Source organism: Mycobacterium sp. 29Ha, from assembly GCF_032883055.1.
Taxonomy (GTDB): Bacteria; Actinomycetota; Actinomycetes; order Mycobacteriales; family Mycobacteriaceae; genus Mycobacterium; species Mycobacterium gallinarum.
Genome location: NZ_JAMQTI010000006.1, coordinates 189,721 through 210,504, shown reverse-complemented (window position 1 = coordinate 210,504; position 20,784 = coordinate 189,721). Strand labels below are relative to the sequence as shown.

20 protein-coding genes and 1 riboswitch are annotated in these 20,784 nt (G+C 66.1%); of the genes, 11 read left to right on the top strand and 9 right to left on the bottom strand.

Annotated features, from left to right (window positions below; translation table 11 throughout):
- Window positions 1-10 precede the first annotated feature (10 nt).
- Window positions 11-1,285 carry an amidohydrolase family protein gene (locus M1248_RS10215; protein WP_317148248.1) on the top strand — a complete coding sequence of 425 codons (1,275 nt, stop codon included), beginning with the start codon at window positions 11-13 and terminating at the stop codon, window positions 1,283-1,285.
- Here M1248_RS10215 and M1248_RS10210 read toward each other — a convergent pair.
- The 3 genes from M1248_RS10210 to M1248_RS10200 form a co-directional block, all read right to left on the bottom strand.
- Window positions 1,257-2,093, bottom strand: coding sequence for a GNAT family N-acetyltransferase (locus tag M1248_RS10210; RefSeq protein WP_317148247.1), 837 nt, complete (start codon window positions 2,091-2,093; stop codon window positions 1,257-1,259). The two genes, M1248_RS10215 and M1248_RS10210, sit on opposite strands and share 29 nt — an antisense overlap.
- Window positions 2,094-2,097: 4 nt before the next feature.
- Complete coding sequence (locus M1248_RS10205; protein WP_317148246.1) at window positions 2,098-4,758, bottom strand: FHA domain-containing protein; 2,661 nt, start codon at window positions 4,756-4,758, stop codon at window positions 2,098-2,100.
- A gap of 63 nt (window positions 4,759-4,821) precedes the next feature.
- On the bottom strand, window positions 4,822-5,229 hold the full coding sequence (locus M1248_RS10200) for a nuclear transport factor 2 family protein (protein ID WP_232076396.1): 408 nt from the start codon (window positions 5,227-5,229) through the stop codon (window positions 4,822-4,824).
- A gap of 49 nt (window positions 5,230-5,278) precedes the next feature.
- Here M1248_RS10200 and M1248_RS10195 point away from each other — a divergent pair, with 49 nt between their 5' ends.
- Window positions 5,279-5,842, top strand: a complete 564-nt coding sequence (locus tag M1248_RS10195) for a TetR/AcrR family transcriptional regulator (RefSeq protein WP_163735852.1) — start codon at window positions 5,279-5,281, stop codon at window positions 5,840-5,842.
- 57 nt (window positions 5,843-5,899) lie between these two features.
- The gene (locus M1248_RS10190; protein ID WP_163735855.1) at window positions 5,900-6,361 is read left to right on the top strand and encodes a hypothetical protein; all 462 of its coding nucleotides are present in this window, start codon (window positions 5,900-5,902) and stop codon (window positions 6,359-6,361) included.
- On the opposite strand, the gene M1248_RS10185 is transcribed toward M1248_RS10190, so the two are convergent.
- On the bottom strand, window positions 6,358-7,554 hold the full coding sequence (locus tag M1248_RS10185) for an NADH:flavin oxidoreductase (protein WP_163735857.1): 1,197 nt from the start codon (window positions 7,552-7,554) through the stop codon (window positions 6,358-6,360). The genes M1248_RS10190 and M1248_RS10185 overlap by 4 nt on opposite strands.
- Before the next feature lie 58 nt (window positions 7,555-7,612).
- Between M1248_RS10185 and M1248_RS10180 the strand changes: the two genes are divergently transcribed.
- Window positions 7,613-8,470, top strand: coding sequence for a bifunctional methylenetetrahydrofolate dehydrogenase/methenyltetrahydrofolate cyclohydrolase (locus M1248_RS10180; protein ID WP_317148245.1), 858 nt, complete (start codon window positions 7,613-7,615; stop codon window positions 8,468-8,470).
- Window positions 8,467-8,760 carry a DUF3017 domain-containing protein gene (locus M1248_RS10175; RefSeq protein ID WP_317148244.1) on the top strand — a complete coding sequence of 98 codons (294 nt, stop codon included), beginning with the start codon at window positions 8,467-8,469 and terminating at the stop codon, window positions 8,758-8,760. The genes M1248_RS10180 and M1248_RS10175 overlap by 4 nt, the downstream gene beginning before the upstream one ends.
- 82 nt (window positions 8,761-8,842) lie before the next feature.
- On the opposite strand, the gene M1248_RS10170 is transcribed toward M1248_RS10175, so the two are convergent.
- The 3 genes from M1248_RS10170 to M1248_RS10160 are packed head-to-tail and all read right to left on the bottom strand — an operon-like array spanning window position 8,843 to window position 12,080.
- Window positions 8,843-9,571: a class I SAM-dependent methyltransferase gene (locus tag M1248_RS10170; protein WP_163735870.1), complete on the bottom strand. Its 729-nt coding sequence runs from the start codon at window positions 9,569-9,571 to the stop codon at window positions 8,843-8,845.
- The gene (locus M1248_RS10165) at window positions 9,568-10,725 is read right to left on the bottom strand and encodes a homoserine O-acetyltransferase MetX (protein ID WP_232076397.1); all 1,158 of its coding nucleotides are present in this window, start codon (window positions 10,723-10,725) and stop codon (window positions 9,568-9,570) included. Before M1248_RS10165 ends, M1248_RS10170 begins: the two co-directional genes overlap by 4 nt.
- Entirely contained in the window at window positions 10,725-12,080 is a 1,356-nt protein-coding gene (locus tag M1248_RS10160) for a bifunctional o-acetylhomoserine/o-acetylserine sulfhydrylase (RefSeq protein ID WP_317148243.1), read from the bottom strand. Before M1248_RS10160 ends, M1248_RS10165 begins: the two co-directional genes overlap by 1 nt.
- A 24-nt stretch (window positions 12,081-12,104) precedes the next feature.
- Window positions 12,105-12,227: riboswitch (SAM riboswitch) on the bottom strand.
- 201 nt (window positions 12,228-12,428) lie between these two features.
- On the opposite strand from M1248_RS10160, the gene M1248_RS10155 reads away from it, so the two are divergent.
- Window positions 12,429-14,666, top strand: coding sequence for an NADP-dependent isocitrate dehydrogenase (locus M1248_RS10155; RefSeq protein ID WP_163735875.1), 2,238 nt, complete (start codon window positions 12,429-12,431; stop codon window positions 14,664-14,666).
- 30 nt (window positions 14,667-14,696) lie between these two features.
- On the opposite strand, the gene M1248_RS10150 is transcribed toward M1248_RS10155, so the two are convergent.
- On the bottom strand, window positions 14,697-15,287 hold the full coding sequence (locus tag M1248_RS10150; protein ID WP_197905563.1) for a TetR/AcrR family transcriptional regulator: 591 nt from the start codon (window positions 15,285-15,287) through the stop codon (window positions 14,697-14,699).
- 89 nt (window positions 15,288-15,376) lie between these two features.
- On the opposite strand from M1248_RS10150, the gene M1248_RS10145 reads away from it, so the two are divergent.
- Together M1248_RS10145 and M1248_RS10140 are read left to right on the top strand one after the other, a co-directional pair.
- Window positions 15,377-15,814: a nuclear transport factor 2 family protein gene (locus M1248_RS10145; protein ID WP_163735882.1), complete on the top strand. Its 438-nt coding sequence runs from the start codon at window positions 15,377-15,379 to the stop codon at window positions 15,812-15,814.
- On the top strand, window positions 15,811-16,635 hold the full coding sequence (locus tag M1248_RS10140; RefSeq protein ID WP_163735886.1) for an SDR family oxidoreductase: 825 nt from the start codon (window positions 15,811-15,813) through the stop codon (window positions 16,633-16,635). Before M1248_RS10145 ends, M1248_RS10140 begins: the two co-directional genes overlap by 4 nt.
- Here M1248_RS10140 and M1248_RS10135 read toward each other — a convergent pair.
- Window positions 16,632-17,465, bottom strand: a complete 834-nt coding sequence (locus M1248_RS10135) for an alpha/beta fold hydrolase (protein ID WP_163735890.1) — start codon at window positions 17,463-17,465, stop codon at window positions 16,632-16,634. The genes M1248_RS10140 and M1248_RS10135 overlap by 4 nt on opposite strands.
- Before the next feature lie 71 nt (window positions 17,466-17,536).
- On the opposite strand from M1248_RS10135, the gene M1248_RS10130 reads away from it, so the two are divergent.
- Genes M1248_RS10130 through trpS form a run of 3 tightly spaced genes read left to right on the top strand, consistent with a single transcriptional unit; the run spans window position 17,537 to window position 20,759 of the window.
- A complete protein-coding gene (locus tag M1248_RS10130; RefSeq protein ID WP_317148242.1) occupies window positions 17,537-18,361 on the top strand; it encodes an exodeoxyribonuclease III in 825 nt (274 codons plus the stop codon).
- A 16-nt stretch (window positions 18,362-18,377) separates the two neighbouring features.
- On the top strand, window positions 18,378-19,730 hold the full coding sequence (locus M1248_RS10125) for an NAD(P)/FAD-dependent oxidoreductase (RefSeq protein ID WP_317148241.1): 1,353 nt from the start codon (window positions 18,378-18,380) through the stop codon (window positions 19,728-19,730).
- A 21-nt stretch (window positions 19,731-19,751) separates the two neighbouring features.
- Window positions 19,752-20,759 carry a tryptophan--tRNA ligase gene (gene trpS, locus M1248_RS10120; RefSeq protein ID WP_317148240.1) on the top strand — a complete coding sequence of 336 codons (1,008 nt, stop codon included), beginning with the start codon at window positions 19,752-19,754 and terminating at the stop codon, window positions 20,757-20,759.
- Window positions 20,760-20,784 lie beyond the last annotated feature (25 nt).

Sequence of the window (20,784 nt, the reverse complement as noted above, 5' to 3'; positions counted from 1 at the left end):
TGATCGGGAGATGGCAGCCACCTGGGACATGATCGATCGCTATGTCGTCATCTCGACTGACACACACGCAGGCGCGGATCTCCACGACTACAAGGAGTATCTGCCCACGCGACTTCATGACGATTTCGACGCATGGGCGAAGACCTACATCAGTCCCTTCGACGACCTGATCATCGCGACCGCCAAACGCAACTGGGACCACGAGCTGCGGATGTCGGAGATGGACGCCGACGGGGTGGCCGCCGAAGTGCTGCTGCCCAATACCGTGCCGCCGTTCTTCCCGACGTCCCCGAACATCACGATCAGCCTGCCGCGCACCCGAGAAGAGTTCGAACACCGATGGGCAGGCGTGCAGGCCCACAACCGGTGGCAGGTCGACTTCTGCTCGCTGGCACCGGATCGGCGTCGCGGGCTGATCCAGATATTTCCCAACGACATCGAGCTCGCTCTCGAGGAGATCCGCTGGGGCGCGCAGCAGCAGTGCTTCGGCGGCGTACTACTGCCGGCGGTCTCGCCCGGGGATCCGAACGTCGCCCCGCTCTTTCACACGCGTTACGAACCGATCTGGGCGCTGTGTACCGAGCTCGACCTGACGCTGGTTCAGCACGCGGGTGCGGGCAGCCCCGTGATGCCGATGGATCAGCCGGCGTCGAACGCAGTGCTGGTGACCGAGATGGCGCTGTGGGCGCAACGCACGGTCAGCCATCTCGTTCTCGCCGGGGTGTTCGAGCGTCACCCGACGCTGCGCTTCGTGCCGACCGAGCAGGGCACCATGTGGCTGCAAAACCAGATGATGCTGCTCGACGTCATGGTGCCGAGCATGAAAACCGAAGCGGGCAACCGTACGTACGGAATGTTCGGCGGTTCGTCGATCGACGAGCTCACCATGGCGCCGAGCGAATATGCCAAGCGCAACTGCTACCTGGCGTCCGAACTCACGCCGTTCGAGAAGTCGATGGTCGACTACATGGGCGCCGATCACATCATGTGGGGCAGCGACTATCCGCACGAGGAGGGCTTCGCGCCGCACTCCAAGCTGGCGATCCGGTGGGCGCTACACGACCAGCCCGAGGACAACTGTCGAAAGATACTGGGCGGCAACGCCGGTCGCCTCTACCGCTTTGATCTCGACAAGCTCGCACCGATTGCCGCCAAGATCGGGCCGACGGTCGATGAGGTCGCAACGCCGTTGGGGGACACCGGTTACGTCGCTCCGCCCGCGTTCGGTTACCGGCCGTTCGAAGGCGGGCTGGCGCTCAAGCGGTTGGCTCCGGCACGGGTTTGACCAGGATCGCGCGGGTGTAGAGCAGGTCGAAACCGCGTCGCTGCACGTTTTCCTGGGACTTCGAACCGGGCGCCGTCGTGACGACCGCGATGTCGCATCCCGCCGCGGCCGCGTCGACGAGCCGGGCCGCCAGCAGCGCCGTCTGGACGCCGCGTCTGCGGTGTGCGGGAGCAGTCGCGGCACCGGTGAGTTGCGCGATGCGGTCGGCGAAGCGAACGCTCGCCGCACCTGCGAGGACTCCGTCGGCCATCGCGACATAGCGAGTGGCGCCGGCCGCCGCCATGTCGCGGGTCGCGTCGGCAAGGACGTCGCGCGGGAATTCCTCGTGCGACGCGACGCCTTGGGTGTCCGGGTTGGCGAAACCTTCGACGAGCGTGTCGAGCCAGGTCTCGAAGTCGTCGTCAGCACTGGGCCGAACGTCGACACCGGGCGGTGTGACCCGCTCCAACGCATCGGCCAGCGGGCGGCCCAGCACGTTCTCGAAGGAAACCAGCTGATAGCCGCGAGCTGTCAGCGCCGCGGCGATCTCGGGGTCGGCCAGGTGCGCCAGCTCGACCTGGGTCGGGCAACCGTGCGCGGCGAAAGCCCTTTCGATCTCTTCCAATTCGGCGTCGGCCGGCATGCCGCCGAAGCCGAGCCCGACGACCTTGTTGAACGGCGAGTTCTCGCCGGCGAAGCACGCCGCGCCACCCGCCATCGCAATCTTGAAGCCCTCACCGCCACGGCGCCGTGCCGCAACAGCACCCGCGGCGATGAGACCTGCCTCCGCGCGCTCGATGCGCTCGGCCAGCGCAGTGCTGCAGAACATTGGGTCAGCCGGCAGCGGCGAGCCGGATCTTCCACCGCACCAGGCCCAGGTAACCGACGCAGATCAGCGCTTGCATGGTCATGTTGAACCACCAGGCACCTGCGGTGTGCTTCCAATGCGAGTCCTGCGGTGTCAACGGGCCCGGTACGAGCCTGAGCAAATCGATCGTCGACGCCGTCGAGGCGAATCCCCAGCGGGCTGGAGTCACCCATGCCATCTGGTCGAGCACGATGCGACCGGTTACCGGGATCATGCCGCCCTGGAACACCAGCTGCGACATGATCGCAATCACCAGCAGCGGCATGATCTGCTCGTTCGACTTGGCAATCGCCGAGAGGGCCAAGCCGACCATCGCTGCCCCGATACAGCACGCCGCCACGTCGACGTACAACTCCAGGGACCGGTTGGGTATCACCGCGCCGCTCTCGACGGCTCCGGGGCCCCAACCCTTGCCCCATATGTTGATGGCGACGACGATGCCCGACTGCATCAGCGCAAAGCCGGAGAAGACGAAGACCTTCGCGAGCATGTATGCGGTCGTGGACAATCCGACCGCCTGTTCGCGCAGGAAGATCGCCCGCTCGCTGATCAGCGCCCGGATCGTCAGTGCGGTGCCCATGAAGATGGCGCCCACATTGAGCAGCACCAGAATCTGTCCCGGTTCGTTCGGGGCTTCGCCGCCTTCCAACGCGGTCTTGGGAACACCGAAGCCGACATCTCCGGGCACCGACAGCGACAATGCGCCCATGATGAACGGCAGGAACGCCAGGAAGATGAAGTAACCGCGATCCGAGATGATCAGTCGCATCTGGCGGCGGCTGATCGTGGAGAACTGCTTGCGCAGGCTCGTCTTCGTCGGCTCGCCGAGGTCGGAAGGTTTCTCTACCGCCGGCGGTGGTGGCGGCGGCCCGTGCTGGGCGAGGTATCGCGCTTTGGCCGCGTCCGGGTCTCCGGCGACCGAGCTGAAGATGTCGGCCCAGTTGGTGGTGCCCATCGACGGGCCGATCTCACTGGGCGGGCCGCAGAACGCGGTCTTTCCGCCGGGTGCCAGCAGCAGCACCTGATCGCAGACATCGAGGTAGGTCAGCGAGTGCGTGACCACGAGCACCACGCGGCCCGCATCGGCCAGCTGACGCAGCATCGTCATGACCTGGCGGTCCAGCGCCGGGTCCAGACCGGACGTGGGCTCGTCCAGGATCAGCAGTGACGGCCCGGTCAGCAGCTCGAGAGCGACCGAGGCGCGTTTGCGCTGACCGCCGGAGAGCTTGTCGACACGGGTTTCCAGGTGCTTGGTCATCTCGAGTTCTTCGAGGACCTGCATGACGACCTGCTCGCGGTCGGCCTTCGTCGTGTCCGGTGGCAGCCGGAGCTCGGCGGCGTACATTAGCGCCTGCCGGACGGTCAACTGACCGTGCACCACGTCGTCCTGCGGCACCATGCCGATCCGGGAGCGCAGCGAGGCGTACTCGGCGTGGATGTTGTGCCCCTCGAAGGACACGGTGCCCGTCGTCGGTTGGGTATAGCCGGCCACCAACTTCGCGAAGGTCGACTTGCCCGCGCCCGACGGTCCGATGACGGCGGTCAACGTGCCGGGGCGCGCCGCGATCGAGATGCTGTCCAGCAGAGTCTTGTTGCCCTCGATCGTCCAGGTGACCGAGTGCACCTCGAGGCCACCGGTTTGGGTGGCGGCGGCGGTCTCGGTGCGCCGGGCCAGCGTGCCGCCCGTGAACACGAGGTCGATGTTGCCGATCGTGACGGTATCGCCCTCACGCAGTAGCGCTGAGTCGACTCGGGCACCGTTGACGAACGTGCCGTTGATGCTGCGGTTGTCCCGGATCTCGGTTCCGTTTGGTGTGGGCAACAGCGTCGCGTGATGACGCGACGCGAGCACATCGGGAACGACGATGTCGTTGTCGGTGGCGCGGCCGATCTTGACAGCGCCCGGGCCGGCCGCTGCGGCGGGCTTGCCCGGCCGCAGGATCTTCAGCATGCTCGTCGCGAGATTGCCCTCGCCCGCACGTGGGGCGGCCGTCGGACCCATCGCGGTGACCGACTCGAGCGCCGGCTGCGACATGGGCTGCGAAATCGGCGGTGGCCGCAGCGGCGGCACGGGGCTCGACGGGCTGGACGGATATCCCGGCCCGCCGCGGGCGGCCGGTTGTTGTGGCGACGACGGGTATCGCGGTTGCGGCGCGGACGGGTACGCCGGCCGCTGCGCGCTCGGCGGCTGCGGCCGCGAAACCTGCGGCGAGGAGGCCGGCGGATGTGCCGGTGCCTGCGTGGGCCACGACGTGTCAGCCGGGCGCGCCGCGCCGATGGGAACCGATTGGGTCGGTGTCCGGCCGGCGGCGCCCTGATGCCGCCCGATCTCGAAACTCAATTGCGGCCCATCGGGATTGCCGATGTTGAGGTGCTGACCGTCCTGCAGGTCGACAGTGGGCACCCGACGGTTGTTGACGTACATCCCGTTGAGGCTGCCGTTGTCGATGGCGACCCACCGACCCTGGTCGAACCGCAGCACAAGGTGCGCGCGCGAGATCAACGGATGTGCGATTCGGATGTCGGCGCGAAGATCGCGGCCGACGACTACGTCGTTGCCCGGCGCGAAGGTTCGGGTCGACCCGTCGTATCGAACGGTCAGCGCGGGTGGGGCTGGTCGGCTCATCGCGACCAACTCTATCGGTATGACACCGATCTCGGCGCAGGTCTGGGGGTCGTCAATCCGCAGTCATCGACACGGAATGCGCCATTGGGCAGTGTCGGTGATCTGGTGCAGTGCGGTTATCCGCTCGCCTCGTGTGGTGATGACGTGAGCGAAAGCGGCATCGACGGCAGTCGCACCGTCGCGCGAGGGACCCCGGTATTGGCCGATCACGACGACCCGGTCGTCGTCGACCGAGAGGAATTCGACGGGGTTGACCGTCACGTCGTAGAGCGCGTCGATGCGGCCCCAGACCCCGGCGATCATGTCGTCCGGGCCTTTGTGCTGACCGCCGACATCGTGGGGCATACCCGCGCTGACCGTTCCGACGAAGTCATCGGTGAGCAGCGCGAACAGCTCGTCGGCGGCGGACCGGGCGATGGCGTCATAGAAGCGCTGGGCGACGGTGACGGGACTGGATTCGGAAAGGGACACGGCTGCCTCCAAACTCATAATAGAGAGTGACCTCTATTATGATAGGACGATGCCGCGGCCCGCGCGATACACCGTCGACCAACTGCTCGACGCCGCCGCGACCCTGCTGGCTGACGAGGGCCCGGCCGCCGTCACCATGTCGGCCGTCGCGCGCGCGGTGGGTGCGCCCAGCGGATCGATGTATCACCGCTTTCCGACCAGGGCCGCCCTGTGCGGCGAATTGTGGATTCGTACCGAGACGCGCTTCCACTCCGGTGTCACCGCGGCGCTATCCGAACCGGCAGACCCGCAGACGCGGTGTGTCGCCGCGGCCCAGTTCACGGTGCGGTGGTGCCGCGAGCACCCGAACGAAGCGCAGGTGCTGCTGGCCGGAGCCGACGCGCTGGCCGCCGCGGACTGGCCCGAACACCTGACCGCGGCCAGGCAGCGCCTGCACCGCAAACTGCGGCACCTCATGAAAGAAGTGCGGGCCGAGCCGGATCGAGTCAACGCGGCCATCGTCGACATCCCCTATGCCGTCGTCCGGCGGCATCTGCTGGCCAAGCAAGCCATTCCCGGCAGCGTGGACAGCATCGTTGCCGACTGCGCCAGGGCACTCATATCTGCCGGCTGAAAAACGCAAATAAGTGTTGGTTCGTACGGCGAGTCGTTCGGCGTCGACGCTGTGTTCGTGGTGTCGTTGATCATGGTGTCCAAACCGCCTGCAGCCCTGCTCACGGGCATGGCGGCGGTGTTGGCTGCGGCCGCGGCGATCACGTCGCCGATGGCGGCCGCGGACCCGGCGTATCCCACTGACGATCGAGGTTTCGTCGATTCGCAGATTCGTTGCGATGCGCCGCAGTCGGCGGTCGCATTCAGCCGCACCGAACAGTCCATCGTGGCGATCTGCGTGGACCAGGCCGGGCGCTACCAATACCGGGGAGCGCAGGTGGCCAACAAGGATGCGGTGCTCACCGTGGTGGCCGAACCAACCGTGCCCGGCGAATTCTTCGCCCAAAAGGACGGCGTCACCTACACCGTGACCGCGCAGAACCTGATCATCAAGACCGACGAGTGGGTGCGCACCGAACCGGTGCTGCAATTCGGTACGCAGCCGATGCTCGCGGTGGAGATGCCGACACCGCCTCGTTAACCGGGTGAACCGGTCACCACGCAGTGCGTGTGGCTGTAGATCGTCGCCATGCACTTGTTGCAGTGCGTGCACAGCGACCGGATCGAGTGGGCGTCCCCGTCGTCCTGGATACGGTTGATCAGATCGGGCTCGGCGAGTAGCGCTCGTCCCATCGCAACGAAGTCGAAACCCTCGGCCATCGCCAGATCCATCGTTTCGCGATTTGTGATGCCGCCCAACAGGATCAGGGGCATCTTGAGCTCGGCGCGGAACTGCTTGGCGTCGCGCAGCAGGAACGCTTCGCGGTAGGGGTACGCGCGAAGGAACTTCTTGCCCGTCATCCGGATGCCCCAGCGCAACGGTGGCTTGAACGCCGCCGCGAACTCCTTGACGGGTGCGTCGCCGCGGAACAGATACATCGGATTGACCAGTGAGCTGCCCGCGGTGAGCTCGATGGCGTCCAGACCGCCGTCCTCCTCGAGCCACTTCGCGGTCTGCAGTGATTCCTCGAGTGAGATGCCCCCGCGCACGCCGTCGGCCATGGTCAACTTGGCGGTGACCGCGATCGGAGTGCCTTCGGCCTCCACCGCGCGTCGCACCGCCATCACCATGCCGCGCGCCACCTTGGCCCGGTTCTCCAGCGAGCCACCGAATTCATCGGCTCGGCGATTGATCAGCGGGCTGAGGAACGAACTCGCGAAATAGTTGTGCCCCAAGTGGATTTCGACGGCGTCGAACCCGGCTTCGATCGCCATCCTGGCCGCGTTGGCGTGCGCGGCGATGATGTCGTTGATGTCGTCGCGTGTCGCCTTCTTGGCGAACCGCATCGAGAGTGGATTGAAGAACCGCACCGGCGCGTACGCCGTCGCCTTCGTCGCGCGGGCATTGGCCACCGGCCCGGCATGGCCGATCTGCGCGCTGATCGCCGCCCCCTCGGCGTGGATCGAGTCCGTGAGCTTCTTCAGTCCGGGCATGGCCTCGGGGCGCCACCAGATGACGTTGCCTTCGGTGCGTCCGCCCTTCGTCACCGCCAGATACGCGACGGTCGTCATTCCGACTCCGCCCGCGGCGGGCAGCCGGTGGTAAGTGATCAGGTCGTCCGTGACGAGGGCGTCCGGCGAAGAAGCCTCGAACGTGGCCGCCTTGATGATTCGGTTGCGCAGCGTCACCGGGCCGAGTTTGGCCGGGGTGAACACATTGGGCTGTGTGTTCATAGGCAGTGAGCATGCCAGACTGGCTTCGCGGCCGAGCGAAGCGACGGGAGAATCTTGCGTGGGTGCGATCACATTGGACGGTAAGGCCACACGAGACGAGATCTTCGTCGACCTCAAGGAGCGGGTGGCGGCGCTGACCGCCGCAGGTCACACGCCTGGACTGGGCACGGTGCTGATCGGGGACGACCCGGGCTCACATGCCTATGTCCGGGGCAAGCACGCGGACTGCGCCAAGGTGGGCATCAACTCGATCCGCCGCGATCTGCCCGCCGACATCAGTCAGGCCACGCTCGACGAGACCATCGACGAGTTGAACGCCAACCCCGAGTGCACCGGCTACATCGTGCAGTTGCCGCTGCCCAAACACCTCAACGAGAACGCCGCCCTGGAGCGGGTCGACCCCGGCAAGGACGCTGACGGATTGCACCCGACGAATCTGGGCCGGCTGGTTCTCAACGAGCCGGCGCCGCTGCCCTGTACACCGCGCGGCATAGTGCATCTGCTGCGCCGCTACGAGGTCGAGATCGCCGGCGCCGAGGTCGTGGTGATCGGTCGCGGCGTGACAGTCGGCAGGCCGCTGGGCCTGCTGCTGACCCGTCGCTCCGAGAACGCGACGGTCACGTTGTGCCACACCGCGACTCGGCATCTGCCCCAGCACACCCTCGAGGCCGACATCATCGTCGCCGCGGCAGGGGTGCCGCACATGGTGACCGCCGAGATGGTCCGTCCCGGCGCCGCGGTGATCGACGTCGGAGTGAGCCGCGACGACGCGGGCAAGCTGGTGGGCGACGTGCACCCAGACGTCTGGGACGTGGCCGGTCACGTGTCACCGAACCCCGGCGGAGTCGGTCCGCTCACGCGCGCGTTCCTGCTCACCAACGTGGTGGAGCGAGCCGAGGTCCTGGCAGATCAGTGACATTGCGGGAGTTCGCGCACAAGGTGTTCGGCCGGCAGTGGCCAATTCTGCTGCCCGGCATCATCGTGGTGACGGCCTTCGGGCTCGTGGTCGCCGGCTACTGGCGCCGCGGGGCACTGGTCCTCGCGATCGGAGTGGCCGTCGCCGCGGTGCTGAGGCTCACCCTGCCCGAAGACCGGGCGGGCCTGCTCGCAGTACGCAGTCGCGGCATCGACGTCGCCACGACCGCCAGCGTCAGCGCGGCGATTCTCTACATCGCATGGACTATCGATCCGCTGGGCACCAGCTAGCGTCACGCCGCCGACGGCTGCGGTTCTGCTTGCGATGGGGGTGTCATGGTCGTGAAGGTCGAAAGCGTCTGATCCGGCACGTCTAGCACACCGTGGCGCGGGTGCACACCGTGACGTACGGCAGCGAAAGACCGTTCGAGTTGGCCAGAGCGGGATGGGTGGTCAGCAGTTCTCGCACCCGGTCCAGCGTCGTGGTGCGCACCTTCTCCGGCGACGTGATGCAGTAGCTGCGTGAGGCGACCAAATCGATGACGGCTTGCGGTGTCACGTAATTCGTCCAGTCGACGCGGTGATGTTCGACATCCGTGAACACCTCCGGCAGCGTCGTTTTTTCGTTGAAGTGGGCATCTTCGTGGCCGATGATGGCGCCCAGATCCTTCACCCAGCCAAGCCGCTCGTCGCGCGCATTCCACACCAGGCCCAGCCGACCACCCGGCCGCAGGACACGCGCCACCTCCTTGACGGCACGCTCGGTGTCGAACCAGTGCCAGGCTTGGGCCACCAGCACCGCGTCGACGCTGTCGTCGGGCAGCGGGATCTCCTCGGCCGTGCCCAGCAGTGCGGGGGTATCGGGAAGCGAATTGCTCAGTAGCTCCAGCATTTCCGGGATCGGGTCAACGGCGATGACATTCAGTCCGCGTTCGGCCAGCCGCGTGGTCAGCTTTCCCGTCCCGGCGCCGAGATCGAGGACATCGCGCGCCCGTTCTGGCAACAGCCAGTCGATCGCCTCCGGGGGATAGGACGGCCTGCCGCGCTCATATGCCGCGGCTTCCGCACCAAACGACAGCGAGCGCTGCTGGCTGCTCGTCACCGCGCGGCCAACTCCAGCGTCTTGCGAATCAACTCGCCCACCGCCTCCGTCTCGACCAGGAACCCGTCGTGGCCATAGATCGAGTCGACCACGTTCAGTTCGGTGCAACCCGGAAGCAGCTCGGCCAATTCCTCCTGCAGTCGCAGGGGGTACAGCCGGTCCGAGGTGATACCGCCGACCACCACCGGCACCGGGCAGCTGCGCAACGCCGCCTCCACGCCTCCGCGGCCGCGTCCGACGTCGTGGCTGGACAGGGAATCCGTAAGCACCACATAGGTGCCGGCGTCGAACCGGGCCGACAGTTTGCGCCCCTGGTACTCGAGATAGCTCTGCACGGAGTAGCGGCCGCCGGCCGCGGGATCCTCGTCGCCCTGTGGGTCGTTGGCGAAACGGTCGTCCAGTTCGGTCTCGCCGCGATAAGTGAGGTGCGCGAACCGGCGTGCGATCTCCATACCGGTTCTCGGTGCGAGGCCGGTGTCGTAGTAGTCGCCGTCGCACCAGTTCGGATCGGACTTGATTGCCGCCACCTGGGTGCTCTGGGTGCCGATCTGGTCGGCGGTCGCGCGGGCCCCGACGGCCAGCACCAGCGCGGCGCGCACCTTGTCGGGATGGCCGACGATCCACTCCAGCGCTCTGGCGCCACCCATCGAGCCGCCGACCACGGCGGCGACCTCGGTGATGCCCAGCGCGCTCAAGGCGGCGATATCCGCTTCGACCTGGTCGCGCACCGAGACCGGCGGAAACCGGGAACCCCACGCCTTACCGTCGGGATGCGGCGAGCTCGGACCGGTCGATCCGCGGAAGCCACCGAGCACGTTGGTGGCGATGGCGCACCAACGGTTGGTGTCGATGGGCGCGCCGGGTCCGGCCACGCCTTCCCACCAGCCCTCAGTCTCGTCGCCTGGACCGGTGGGCCCCGTGACGTGGGAATCGCCCGTGAGCGCGTGCAGGACGACCACCACGTTGTCGCGGTTGGGCGAAAGCTCACCCCAGCGCTGCACGGCGATCGTGACGTCGTCGATGACGGCGCCGTTCTCCAGCGTCAGCGGGCCGATGTCGACGTAGCCGACTTCCCCTTCGGCGGGCAGCGTTGCGGAATCACGCTCTTCGCGCTCATCGATGTTCACGTCGAGTTCCTTATCGAGCAACGTCATCAGAATGCCGCCGCGGATTTCGGATCGGCCGAGCCTCTGACCTGTTTGGCGGCGGCGAAGCCCTGTTCGAGGTCGGCAAGGATGTCATCGATACCTTCGATGCCGACCGCGAGGCGTACGAGCCCCGGAGTGACTCCGGTGGCCAGCTGCTCCTCGGGCGACAACTGTGCGTGCGTCGTCGACGCCGGATGGATGACCAGCGACCGCACGTCGCCGATGTTGGCGACATGGCTGTGCAATGTGAGCGCGTTGACGAACGCCTTGCCCGCGTCGATGCCGCCAGCCAGCTCGAACGCCAGCACCGCACCGGTTCCCTTGGGAGCCAGCTTCTTTCCGAGCTCATACCACGGTGAGCTGGGCAGCCCGGCGTAGTTCACCGAGATGACGTCCCCGTGCCCGGCGAGGTACTCCGCGACGCGCTGCGCGTTCTGCACGTGCCGTTCGACCCGGAGGCTCAACGTCTCCAGCCCCTGGGCGACCAGGAACGCGTTGAACGGCGACGCCGCCGAGCCGAGGTCGCGGAGCAGCTGCACGCGCGCCTTCAATGCGTATGCGGGAGGGCCGAGTTCGGCGAACACCACACCGTGATAGCTCGGGTCGGGTGTGGTGAATCCGGGGAACTTGCCGTTGGTCCAGTCGAAAGTGCCGCCGTCGACGATCACGCCGGCGATCGCCGCGCCGTGCCCGCCGAGGTACTTGGTGGCCGAGTGCACGACGATGTCGGCGCCGTGGGCGAGCGGTTGAATCAGGTACGGCGTCGCGATCGTGTTGTCGACGATCAATGGCACGCCGTTGTCGTGTGCTACGGCGGCTACCGATGGAATGTCGAGCACATCGATTTGAGGGTTGGAGATCGTTTCGCCGAAGAATGCCTTGGTATTGGGGCGGACCGCGGCTCGCCAGGAGTCCAGGTCGTCGGCGTCGTCGACGAAGCTGACCTCGATCCCGATCTTGGGCAGGGTGTAGTGGAAGAGGTTGTAGGTGCCGCCGTAGAGCCGTGGGCTGGAGACGATGTGGTCACCCGCGTTGGCGAGGTTCAGGATCGCGAAGTGCTCGGCGGCCTGGCCGGATGCCAGGAACAGCGCGGCGACGCCGCCCTCCAGCGCCGCGATGCGCTGCTCGACGACGTCCTGCGTCGGGTTCATGATCCGGGTGTAGATGTTGCCCGGCTCGGCGAGGCCGAACAGCGCGGCGGCGTGATCGGTGCTGTTGAACGTGTACGACGTGGTCTGGTAGATCGGCAGGGCACGTGCGTTGGTCGCGATATCGGGGGTTTGGCCCGCGTGGACCTGCTTCGTTTCGAACGCCCAATTCTGGCTCGGGTCTTCTGGCGCGCTCATGAGACGGCCCTCCATTTGTGTCAGGGGGCCCGTCAAACGGACCCGCGCTTGCCGGCAACCGCTCGCTAGCGGCTACTCAACCTGGTCTTCACCCGGAGCACCCCACCGCGGTTGGAGGGTTGCCGGCCAGCAAGCCGGGGCTTGACGCTGGCGCTCATGACCGAGCACAGACTATCGCATGGGGCTGACTGCGGGCCAGCAGCCTGTTGTCATGCGCCGAAAGCTACCCGCCGGTAGCTGAAGTCCGCCCGGGAGTACAACGTGGCCCACGCGTAGCGTCATGTTCGACGCAATACTTATAGCCGCCGCGCACAACGCGGAGCTTTGTCGAACTGGCCGAGAAGACCCCCGGGAGTGCATCACATGAGCGAAGAGCAGCCGACCATCATCTACACCCTGACCGACGAGGCGCCGCTGCTTGCGACCTATGGCTTCCTGCCGATCATTCGGACCTTCGCCGATCCGGCCGGGATCAACATCGAAACCAGCGACATCTCGGTGGCGGCCCGCATCCTGGCCGAGTTCGGCGACCACCTGACCGAAGAGCAGCGCGTCCCGGACAACCTCGGCGAGCTGGGCAAGCTGACGCAGTCCCCGGACACCAACATCATCAAACTGCCCAACATCAGCGCGTCCGTGCCGCAGCTCTACGCGGCGATCAAGGAGCTGCAGGAGAAGGGTTACGCGGTTCCCGACTATCCGGCGCAGCCGAAGAACGACGAGGAGAAGGCGCTGAAGGAGCGCTACGGCAAGATTCTCGGCAGCGCGGTGAACCCCGTTCTGCGCGAAGGAAATTCAGACCGTCGCGCTCCCAACGCCGTCAAGGAGTACGCCCGCAAGCATCCGCACAGCATGGGTGAGTTCTCCCAGGCGTCGCGCACCCACGTGGCGACCATGAAGGGTGGCGACTTCTACCACGGCGAGAAGTCGATGACGCTGGATCGCGACCGCAAGGTACGCATGGAGCTGAAAACCAAGGGCGGGCAGACGATTGTGCTCAAGCCCGAGACGGTGCTGGAGGACGGCGACGTCATCGAATCCATGTTCATGAGCAAGAAGGCGCTCGTCGAGTTCTACGAACAGCAGATCGAGGATGCCTACAAGACCGGGGTGATGTTCTCACTGCACGTCAAGGCGACGATGATGAAGGTCAGCCATCCCATCGTGTTCGGTCACTGCGTGAAGGTCTTCTACAAGGACGCCTTCGCCAAGCATCAGGACGTGCTCGACGAACTCGGAGTCAATGTCAACAACGGGATGGTCGATCTCTACAACAAGATCGAGGCGCTGCCGTCGTTCCAGCGCGAGCAGATCATCCAGGACATCCACGACGTCCACGAGCACCGTCCCGAGCTGGCGATGGTGGATTCAGCCAAGGGAATCACCAACTTTCACTCGCCCAGCGATGTGATCGTCGACGCATCGATGCCCGCCATGATCCGACTCGGCGGCAAGATGTACGGCGCCGACGGTCGCACCAAGGACACCAAGGCGGTCAACCCCGAGTCGACGTTCTCCCGCATCTACCAGGAGATGATCAACTGGTGTAAGACCAACGGCCAGTTCGATCCCACGACGATGGGCACCGTGCCGAACGTCGGCCTGATGGCGCAGAAGGCCGAGGAGTACGGCTCACACGACAAGACCTTCGAGATCCCCGAGGACGGCGTCGCCGACATCGTCGACATCGACACCGGCGAGGTGCTGATGTCGCAGAACGTCGAGGAAGGCGACATCTGGCGCATGCCCGTCACCAAGGACGCGGCGATTCGGGACTGGGTCAAACTCGCCGTCACCCGCGCCCGCGCGTCAGGGATGACGGCGGTGTTCTGGCTGGACACCGAGCGTCCGCACGAGGCCGAACTGCGCAAGAAGGTCAAGGCGTACCTGCAGGACCACGACACCGAGGGCCTGCACATCCAGATCATGCCGCAGGTCTGGGCCATGCGATACACGCTGGAGCGGGTCACCCGCGGACAGGACACCATCGCCGTCACCGGAAACATCCTGCGTGACTACCTCACCGACCTGTTCCCGATTCTGGAGCTCGGCACGAGCGCCAAGATGCTGTCGATCGTGCCGCTGATGGCGGGCGGCGGAATGTACGAGACGGGCGCGGGTGGATCGGCGCCAAAGCACGTGCATCAGCTGGTCGAAGAGAACCACCTGCGGTGGGATTCGCTCGGCGAGTTCCTCGCGCTGGGCGCCTGCTTCGAGGATCTGGGCACCAAGACGGACAACAAGCGCGCCACCCTGCTCGGCAAGACGCTCGACGGCGCGATCGGCAAGCTGCTGGAGAACGACAAGGGCCCGTCGCGCAAAACCGGTGAGCTCGACAACCGCGGCAGCCAGTTCTACCTCGCCATGTATTGGGCGCAGGAACTCGCCGAACAGAGCGAGGACAAGGAGCTCGCCGACCACTTCGCCGCGCTCGCGAAATCGCTTGCCGAGAACGAGGAGACCATCGTGTCTGAACTTGCAGAGGTGCAAGGGGATTCGGTGGACATCGGTGGTTACTACTGGCCCGACCCGGAGAAGACCACCGCGATCATGCGGCCGAGCAAGACGCTGAACTCGACCCTGGAGTCCGCGCGCGGCTGAGGCCTCGGCCGTGAACCGGCCGGTGCATGGTCAGGACGGTGCAATCGCCCGCAAGATCATCTCGGTCAGCTGCTCGACATAGTCCTCGGTGACCGGCACGCCGCGGATGGTCTGGCGCCAGTAGATCGCCGAGGGAACCAAGTCGAGCACCAGGTCGATGTTGGTGGCGGCGGGCAGTTCCCCCCGAACGATCGCGCGCTCGAAGACGACGCGGCTCCGCTCGCGCCGCGGGTCACCCAGCATCGCCTTGACCGCCCGTCCCAGGGCCGGGTCTCGTGTTGTCTCGGCGATCAAGTCGGGCAGGATCCGCGAGGCTTGCGGGTGATTGAGCCAGGCCAGCAGCGAGGCGATCATCTCGGTCAGATCGGAGCGCAGACTTCCGGTATCGGGCGCCGCGGCCAGGCTGACGCCCAGCTCCCCGAGGACGGCGATCGCCATTGCCTGCTTTGACGGCCAGCGGCGATACAGGGCGCTCTTGCCGACGCCGGCGCGTTTGGCGACTCCTTCCATCGCGAGCCGTCCGTAACCGCGTTCGGCCCATTCGTCGAGCACGGCGTCGGTGATGGCCCGAGTGATGTGCGGCTGCAGCAGCGCAGCGCCGGTCGGTGCCCTTGGTGACATGCCCATGAGCATAGGGCCAGGACGGTACCGACCCGGCGCGTGCTAAGTTGGATAGGACGACACCGTATCGTCCTATTAGGAGCACATTCATGAATGTCATCGCTGTCACCAGACGAGCGCTGAGCCTGCTGTCCGCCAACGACTTTGTGGGGTTCGCCGACCTGTGGGCGGACGACGGGGTCATTGAGTTCCCCTTCGCGCCGCCCGGGTATCCGCAGCAGGTCCGTGGACGCGCCGCGATCCACGAATATCTGAAGGACTACCCGAACACGCTGCACATCGACCGCATCGTTGACCCGCACATCCATGCCACCGACGCGCCCGACGTCGCAGTGGTCGAGTTCGCCGCCGCCGGGACCGTGGTCGCGAGCGGGAAGCCCTACGAAATGCGTTACATCAGTGTGGTCACCGTCCGCGACGGGAGCATCACCCGCTACCGCGACTATTGGAGCCCCGCGGCCGCGGCCGACATCATTGGTGGCCTGCCGGAGTTCGTGGCCGCGTTCGGCGGGACGGATGCGCGGTGACGGTCCTCGTCACGGGAGCGGCGGGAACGACCGGCTCGCGCGTGGTCGCTGAACTGCGATGTCGTGGGGTGGCGTATCGCTCCGCGACGCGTCGGCCGCGTTCGTCAGATCAGGTCCGGTTCGATTGGGACGATTCCTCGACATTCGCCGACGCGCTGCGCGGCGTGCACGCGGTCTACCTGGTCGGTCCGATCGAGGTGGTCGACCCCAGTCATCAGGTCGAAGCTTTTCTCGACGAAGCAACTGCCGCGAAAGTGCAACGTGTCGTCACGCTGAGCTCGTCGGCCGTCGAGGCGGGCGCCCCGGGACCCGGCGTCGTACACCGCATGATCGCGTCGGCGATGCCGGAGTGGACGGTGTTGCGACCGTCGTGGTTCATGCAGAACTTTTTCGGTGACCATCCCCTCGCGCACGCCGTCCGCCACGGCGAGATCGTCACCGCCACCGGCGACGCCAAGGTGGCCTTCATCGATGCCGGCGACATCGCTGCAGTCGCGGCCACGGTGCTCACTGACCACGCCCCGCACAACACCGACTATGTCCTCACCGGTCCCGAAGCGCTTAGCTACGCCCAAGCGGCCGACATCATCTCGCGTGCCGTCGGCCACATGGTGCGCCACCGATCGGTCGACCCCGACACTCTCGTTGCGCTGTTCACCAGCGCCGGGTTGTCCGCGGACTATGCCACCTTGCTGGCGAGCCTTGACGCGGTCATTGCAGCGGGCGCAGAGAACCGGGTCACCGAGTCGGTGCAGCGCATCACCGGCCGTCGGCCGCGGTCACTCGCCGAAGTGGTCAGGGCCGAGGGGCGCAGCGGCTAGCCGATCGCCTGGTGGGGCGGAGGCGTCGCGTGGCGGTCGGTGAACTCGACGATCAGGTCGGCGACCCGGCGCGGCGCCTCGAACATCGGGATGTGCCCGACGTCGTCGAGATGCGTGATCTGCGTGGACTCCGGCAGGTGAGTGGTGAAGTGCCGGGTGAACCTCGGATGCGGTAGCACCCGGTCTTTCTCGCAGATGACAAGATGCGTCGGCGTCTTGGCCTCGGCCAATTCCATCAGGCCGGGCATCAGCAGCGACTTGATCAGCAGCTGGTAGTAGGCCGGGCAGTGGGTGACGTCGTCGATGATGTCGAGCCACTGCTCGTCGTTGAGGCGGTCTGCTTTAGCGCTGATCGGCACATAACCGAGATGACGCACGCCCGGCAGCTTCAGCGCACGCTGGCCGAGCAGCTTGGCGCCTAGGTAAACGGGCAGGCCGGCCACGAACTTGAACACGATCTCGAACTTGGCGGGGGTGTAACGATGCCAGCCGCCGGCGGGCGCGATGCCGGTCAGCGAGCGGGCGCGGCCGCGGCGCGACAGTTCGAAGGCCACCCAACCGCCGAGCGAGTTACCGACGATGTGCGCGGTGTCCCAGCCCAGCGCGTCCATCCGGCGTTCCATATCGTCGGCCAGCTCGACGGTGTCCAGGAAGAACCTGCCCTTGATACCGCCGTTGTGGCCGGGCATGGTGGGTGCCAGCACTTCGTACCGACCGGTGTCAGCAATCAGAGGTGCGACGCCTTTCCACACGTTCTGCGACATCATGAACGGGTGTAGCAATAGCAGTGGTTCGCCGGAGCCCAGGTGGATGGGTGCGCGCTCGATCATCTGCCCGACACTAAAGGTGGTACCGCCGGTACCGCAAGCCCGCAGCCCGGCCGATGGTTAGGGTCTGGCACGTGATTGTCAGCACCATCAACGTCAACGGCATCCGCGCGGCGATCAAGGAGCGGTCAGCGGAGAACCTCGGGCTGCTGCCGTGGCTCGCCGCCACCACCGCCGACGTCGTGTGCCTGCAGGAGACCCGCGCGGACGACGATCAAGTCTCGACTGCGCTGGCGCCGGTGCTGGCCGACGGGTGGCAACTGGCGTCGGCGGAGCCGCATGTCAAAGGGCGTAGCGGCGTTGCGATCCTTTCGCGGCATCCGATCGACGACGCGCGGCTGATGGATTCGGACGAATTCGGTACGCACGGCCGCTATTTGGAGGTGGACACCGCGGGCACGACGGTCGCCAGCCTGTACATCCAGACCGGCGAAGCGGATACGCCGCGCCAGTCGGAGAAAGAGCGGTTCATGGAGACGCTGGCGGCCCGGATGGCCGTCCTGGCCGCGGCGGGCCGCGACGCCGTCATGTGTGGCGACTGGAATATCGCGCACACCGAGAGCGACATCAAGAACTGGAAGGGCAACGTCAAGAAGTCCGGCTTTCTGCCCAGTGAGCGGGCCTGGCTGACGGATCTACTTGCGTCCGGCTGGGTCGACGTGGTGCGGGTGCTGCATCCTGACGTCGCAGGCCCGTATGCCTGGTGGTCCTGGCGGGGCCGCGCATTCGACAACGACGCAGGCTGGCGGATCGACTACCAGCTCGCCACCCAACCGCTCGCGGCGCGAGCCGTATCCGCCAGGGTCGAGCGGGCCGAGGCCTATGCGCTGCGCTGGTCCGACCATGCCCCGGTCACCGTCGAATATTCACCTGCTGTGGACTGTGAGCGGAGCGCATGACCGTTAGGGTCGGCCAATGACCGACGAACCCATCGCTCCCCGGCGTCATCGCGTCGTCATCATCGGGTCCGGCTTCGGTGGGCTGTTCGCGGCCAAACACCTCAAGCGCGCGGACGTTGACGTCACCCTCATCGCGAAGACGACCCACCACCTGTTCCAGCCGCTGCTCTATCAAGTCGCCACCGGCATCCTGTCGGTCGGTGAAATAGCGCCGGCGACGCGAATCATCTTGCGTAAGAACAAGAACGCCGAAGTATTGCTCGGTGATGTGGCCGGGATCGACCTCGAGAACAAGACGATCACCTCCAAGCTGCTCGATTGGGAGCGGGTCACGCCGTTCGACAGTCTGATCGTGGCCGCAGGCGCACAGCAGTCCTATTTCGGCAACGACCACTTCGAGGCCTTCGCTCCGGGCATGAAAACAGTCGACGACGCGCTGGAGCTGCGCGGCCGGATCCTCGGCGCCTTCGAGGCGGCCGAGGTGACGACATCGGAGGCCGAACGCAAGCGCCGGCTGACATTCGTCGTCGTCGGCGCCGGACCGACCGGTGTCGAGGTCGTCGGACAGATCGCCGAGCTCGCCGATCGGACCCTGGCCGGTGCGTTCCGCACCATCGACCCCACCGAGGCCCGGGTGATCCTGGTCGAGGCCGCCCCTGCAGTCCTGCCCCCGATGGGGCCCAAGCTCGGGCTCAAGGCGCAGCGCCGGCTGGAGAGGATGGGCGTCGAGGTCAAGCTCAACACGATGGTCACCGATGTCGACTACATGGGCCTGACCGTCAAGGAAGACGGTGAAGAAAAGCGGATTGAATGCGCGGTGAAGGTGTGGTCAGCCGGCGTGCAGGCCAGCCCGCTCGGCAAGCTGATCGCCGAGCAGTCCGACGGCACCGAGGTCGACAGGGCCGGACGCGTCATCGTCGAGCCTGACCTCACGGTCAAGGGGCATCCGAACGTTTTCGTCATCGGTGACCTGATGAGCGTTCCCGGCGTCCCGGGGATGGCGCAGGGCGCGATTCAGGGCGCGGTTTACGCCACCAAGCAGATCAAGAGCGAACTCAAGGGTTCGGCAGGCGAACGAAAGCCGTTCAAGTACTTGAACAAAGGCAGCATGGCCACCGTCTCGCGGTTCAGCGCGGTGTGCCAGATCGGCAAGATCGAGTTCGGCGGGTTCCTGGCCTGGCTCGCGTGGCTCGGTCTGCACCTCTACTACCTCGTGGGCAGCCGAAACCGCATTGTCGCGGTGTACTCCTGGTTCATCACCTTCCTGGGCCGCGGCCGCAGCCAGCTGGCGATCACGGAACGGTGGGTCTTCGCGCGCAGGGCCATCGAGGAGTCCCGGGAACAGAGCGCTCAAAAAGCCATTGGCTGACCATGCCAAGATTGACGCATCATGAGCACTGCGCGTCGCGTCTTTTCCGGTGTCCAACCCACATCTGACTCCCTGCACCTGGGCAACGCCCTGGGCGCCATCAAGCAGTGGGTGGGCATGCAGGACGACTACGACGCCTTCTTCTGCGTGGTCAACCTGCACGCGATCACCATCCCGCAGGATCCCGAGGAGTTGCGTCGGCGCACCATGGTGACCGCCGCGCAATACCTCGCGCTCGGCATCGACACGTCACGGTCCACCGTCTTCGTCCAGAGCCAGGTGCCCGAGCACGCCGAACTCGCTTGGGTGCTCGGCTGTTTCACCGGATTCGGGCAGGCGTCACGGATGACTCAGTTCAAGGACAAGTCGCAGAAGGAAGGTGCGGAGGCCACGACCGTCGGGCTGTTCACGTATCCCGTGCTGATGGCCGCCGACGTCCTGCTCTACGACACCGAACTGGTTCCGGTCGGGGAGGACCAGCGCCAGCATCTGGAGTTGGCCCGCGACGTCGCCCAACGTTTCAACGCCCGTTTTCCGGACACCTTCGTGGTGCCCGACGTACTGATCCAGAAGGCCACCGCCAAGATTTACGACCTGCAGGACCCCACGTCGAAGATGAGTAAGTCTGCGGCCACCGACGCCGGGCTGATCAGTCTGCTCGACGATCCGAAGAAGACCGCGAAGAAGATCCGGTCGGCGGTGACCGACAGTGAGCGCGAGATCCGCTACGACCCGGCCGCGAAAGCCGGCGTGTCGAACCTGCTGAGCATCCAGTCCGCGATCACCGGCGCCGACGTCGACAAGCTCGTCGAAGGGTACGCGGGCCGCGGCTACGGCGACCTGAAGGCCGACACCGCCCAAGCGGTAGTCGAGTTCGTCACGCCGATCCAGGCGCGTGTCGATGAACTGATGGCCGATCCGGCCGAGCTCGAGTCGGTGCTGGCCGCCGGCGCCGAGCGCGCCAGAGAGGTGTCTTCAAACACTCTGCAGCGGGTATATGACCGTTTAGGGTTTCCCCGGGGGACCTAGCCAACGCCCGCAACTCGCTTGGAGG

Bases quoted from the DNA above. Each gene is read 5' to 3' on its own strand.
- M1248_RS10185 (WP_163735857.1), bottom strand. From the start codon at position 7,554: ATGAACACACAGCCCAATGTGTTCACCCCGGCCAAACTCGGCCCGGTG.
- M1248_RS10150 (WP_197905563.1), bottom strand. From the start codon at position 15,287: ATGTCACCAAGGGCACCGACCGGCGCTGCGCTGCTGCAGCCGCACATC.
- M1248_RS10155 (WP_163735875.1), top strand. From the start codon at position 12,429: ATGAGCGAAGAGCAGCCGACCATCATCTACACCCTGACCGACGAGGCG.
- M1248_RS10160 (WP_317148243.1), bottom strand. From the start codon at position 12,080: ATGGAGGGCCGTCTCATGAGCGCGCCAGAAGACCCGAGCCAGAATTGG.
- M1248_RS10195 (WP_163735852.1), top strand. From the start codon at position 5,279: ATGCCGCGGCCCGCGCGATACACCGTCGACCAACTGCTCGACGCCGCC.
- M1248_RS10125 (WP_317148241.1), top strand. From the start codon at position 18,378: ATGACCGACGAACCCATCGCTCCCCGGCGTCATCGCGTCGTCATCATC.
- trpS (WP_317148240.1), top strand. From the start codon at position 19,752: ATGAGCACTGCGCGTCGCGTCTTTTCCGGTGTCCAACCCACATCTGAC.
- M1248_RS10165 (WP_232076397.1), bottom strand. From the start codon at position 10,725: ATGACGTTGCTCGATAAGGAACTCGACGTGAACATCGATGAGCGCGAA.
- M1248_RS10210 (WP_317148247.1), bottom strand. From the start codon at position 2,093: ATGTTCTGCAGCACTGCGCTGGCCGAGCGCATCGAGCGCGCGGAGGCA.
- M1248_RS10205 (WP_317148246.1), bottom strand. From the start codon at position 4,758: ATGAGCCGACCAGCCCCACCCGCGCTGACCGTTCGATACGACGGGTCG.
- M1248_RS10135 (WP_163735890.1), bottom strand. From the start codon at position 17,465: ATGATCGAGCGCGCACCCATCCACCTGGGCTCCGGCGAACCACTGCTA.
- M1248_RS10215 (WP_317148248.1), top strand. From the start codon at position 11: ATGGCAGCCACCTGGGACATGATCGATCGCTATGTCGTCATCTCGACT.
- M1248_RS10145 (WP_163735882.1), top strand. From the start codon at position 15,377: ATGAATGTCATCGCTGTCACCAGACGAGCGCTGAGCCTGCTGTCCGCC.